Here is a 2,901-nt window from a genome sequence, read left to right as displayed (position 1 = left end):
GCGGAGATTCGTCCGGATACCGGTGTGGTATCCGGACGCATCTCCAACGCGGCCCGGTCGTCGTCTGGGCCCGCCGCAGGCCGGCCAGGGACTTTGACCCAGGCCCTGGGCGTAGGCCGGAGACGCGACGGCCCCCGGCACCGAGGTGTCGGGGGCCGTCGCCGGCGGTCGTCGCCGGTACGCCTCAGGTGGCCTTGATCGTGCCGGTGAGCAGCAGCGCGAGCACCAACGTGCCGAGCGCCACCCGGTAGAGCACGAAGACGTACAGGGTGTGGTGGGCCACGTAGCGCAGCAGCCAGGCGATCGCGGCGTAACCGATGGCGAAGGCGATCGCGGTGGCCACCACCATCTGCGCCACGCTCGGCACCGAGGTGCCCGGTGCGGCCGGTTCGAACACGTCACCGACGCTGAAGATCCCGGACATCACCACCGCCGGGATGGCCAGCAGGAACGAGTACCGCGCCGCCGCCTCCCGGGTGAGGTTGAGCAGCAGGCCGGCGGTGAGCGTGCCACCGGAGCGGGACACCCCGGGGATCAGCGCCATCGCCTGGGCGAAGCCCATCACCACGCCGTCGCGCATCCGGAAGTTCTCCAGGGTGCGGGTCTGCCGCCCCCAGTACTCGGCGAAGGCGAGCACGAAGGCGAACACGATCAGGGTGGTGGCGACCACCCACAGGTTGCGGCCGGCGGTGCGGATCTGGTCCTTGAACAGGAAGCCGAACAGCCCGATCGGGATCGAGCCGACGATCACGTACCAGCCCATCCGGTAGTCGAGGCTGGCGCGCACCGAGCGGTCCCGCAGGCCCAGCAGCCAGGTGCGGGTGATCCGCCAGATGTCCTTGGCGAAGTAGATCAGCACCGCCGCCTCGGTGCCCAGCTGGGTCACCGCCGTGAAGGAGGCGCCGGCGTCCCGGTCGAAGAAGATCGCGGAGGTGATCCGCAGGTGTCCGGACGAGCTGACCGGCAGGAACTCGGTGAGTCCCTGGACGATGCCCAGGACGATGGCTTCGACCCAGGTCACTCGCCGACCCCGGACAGCTCCAGCGCCTCGGCGACGGTACGCAGGGTCTGCACGCCGCTGTCCCGGTCGGCGACGAAGAGGGTCACCGAGAGGGTGGTCACGCCCGCCGCGGCGTACTCGCGCATCCGCTCGGCGATGCGCTCCTTGGGGCCGAGCAGCGAGGTGCGGTCGATGAACTCCATCGGCACCGCGGCGGCCGCGTCGCGCTGGCGCTTGGCCAGGTAGAGGTCCTGCACCTCGCGGGCGGCGTCGCCGTAGCCCATCCGGGTGGCGAGCTGGTTGTAGAAGTTCTGCTGGCGGCTGCCCATCCCGCCGACGTAGAGCGCGGCGTACCAGCGGACCAGCTCGGCGCAGGTGGCGACGTCGTCGCCGACCACCACCGGCACGGAGGGGACCACGTCGAAGCCGGCCAGTTCCTTGCCGGCCCTGGCCCGGCCGGCGCGCACCGAGGCGAGCTGCTCCTCGGCGAACTCCGGCGCGTAGAAGACGGCCAGCCAGCCGTCGGCCACCTCGCCGGCCAGCTCCAGGTTCTTCGGGCCGACGGCGGCCAGGTAGATCGGGATGTGCTCGCGGGGCGGGTGGAAGCCCAGCCGCAGCGCCTTGCCGGGGCCGTCGGGCAGCGGCAGCGTGTAGTGCTCGCCGTCGTAGGCCACCTCCTTGCGGGCCACGGCGAGCTTCACGATGTCGACGTACTCGCGGGTGCGGGCCAGCGGCTTGGCGAACCGCACGCCGTGCCAGCCCTCCGAGACCTGCGGCCCCGAGACGCCCAGGCCGAGCCGGAACCGGCCGCCGGAGAGCGCGTCGATGGTGGCCGCGGTCATCGCGGTCATGGCCGGGGTCCGGGCGGGGATCTGCATCACCGCGCTGCCCACGTCGATCCGCTGGGTCTGGCCGGCCATCCAGGCCAGCATGCTGGGCGAGTCGGAGCCGTAGGCCTCCGCCGCCCACACCACCGAGTAACCGAGCCGGTCCGCCTCCTGGGCAAGTGCCAGGTGGTCGGCGGGCGTGCTCCACGCCGTCTGGTATCCGAGGCTGAGCCCGAGTCGCACTGGATCCTCCCCCATCCGCACCACAGGTCGCACCAGGGTACGCAATGGCGGCGGTGGACCCGATCACCGGCTCACCCGGGCCCCGCGGGGTGCCCGGCGACCAGCGCGGGGCCCCGCCACGGTCGGATCGGCGACGTGGCGGGCAGAGATGACGGGAGCGAGGATATCCGTGACGCCAGGTTCGAAATAAGGTTCATCCATGCAACAGCGACCGCTCGGCCGAAGCGGGCTGGCGGTTTCCCGGCTCGCGCTCGGCACCATGACGTGGGGCCGGGACACCGACGCCGACGACGCGGCCGCCCAGCTGAAGAGTTACCTCGACGCGGGCGGCAACCTCGTCGACACCGCGGACGTCTTCGGCGACGGTGACGCCGAGTCGGTGCTCGGCTCGCTGCTGGGCGCCCTGGTCCCCCGCGACGAGCTGCTCATCGCCACCAAGGCGGGGCTGCGGCCGGGCAGCGGCCGGCGCCGGGACGGCTCGCGCGGGCACCTGCTGCGCACCCTGGACGCCTCGCTGCGCCGCCTGGGCACCGACCACGTCGACCTGTGGCAGGTCCACGGGTACGACCCGGACACGCCGCTGGAGGAGACCCTGGCGGCGCTGGACCACGCGGTCGCCAGCGGCCGGGTCCGCTACGTCGGCGTGTCGAACTTCTCCGGCTGGCAGACCGCGCGCGCCGCCGCGTGGCAGGCGGCCTGGCCGGGGCGCGCCCCGATGATCGCCGCGCAGGTGGAGTACTCGCTGCTGGAGCGGGGCGTCGAACGGGAGGTGCTGCCGGCCTGCGGCGCGCTCGGGCTGGGCGTGCTGCCCTGGTCCCCGCTGGGCCGTGG

At 72.8% G+C, this 2,901-nt stretch carries 3 protein-coding genes; 1 reads left to right on the top strand and 2 read right to left on the bottom strand.

Annotated elements, in window-relative coordinates; genetic code table 11:
- Positions 1 to 184 precede the first annotated feature (184 nt).
- The gene (locus KBX37_RS33605; RefSeq protein WP_210779848.1) at positions 185 to 1,021 is read right to left on the bottom strand and encodes an undecaprenyl-diphosphate phosphatase; all 837 of its coding nucleotides are present in this window, start codon (positions 1,019 to 1,021) and stop codon (positions 185 to 187) included.
- Positions 1,018 to 2,070: an LLM class F420-dependent oxidoreductase gene (locus tag KBX37_RS33600; RefSeq protein WP_154937472.1), complete on the bottom strand. Its 1,053-nt coding sequence runs from the start codon at positions 2,068 to 2,070 to the stop codon at positions 1,018 to 1,020. The genes KBX37_RS33605 and KBX37_RS33600 overlap by 4 nt, the downstream gene beginning before the upstream one ends.
- A 199-nt stretch (positions 2,071 to 2,269) precedes the next feature.
- Here KBX37_RS33600 and KBX37_RS33595 point away from each other — a divergent pair.
- On the top strand, positions 2,270 to 2,901 hold a 632-nt coding region (locus KBX37_RS33595), incomplete at its 3' end, for an aldo/keto reductase (protein ID WP_210779847.1).

It is taken from the genome of Micromonospora sp. U56, from assembly GCF_018070095.1.
GTDB classification, from domain to species: Bacteria; Actinomycetota; Actinomycetes; order Mycobacteriales; family Micromonosporaceae; genus Micromonospora; species Micromonospora purpureochromogenes.
The sequence above is the reverse complement of the archived record's forward strand: the minus strand, read 5'-3'. Positions and strand labels throughout refer to the sequence as shown.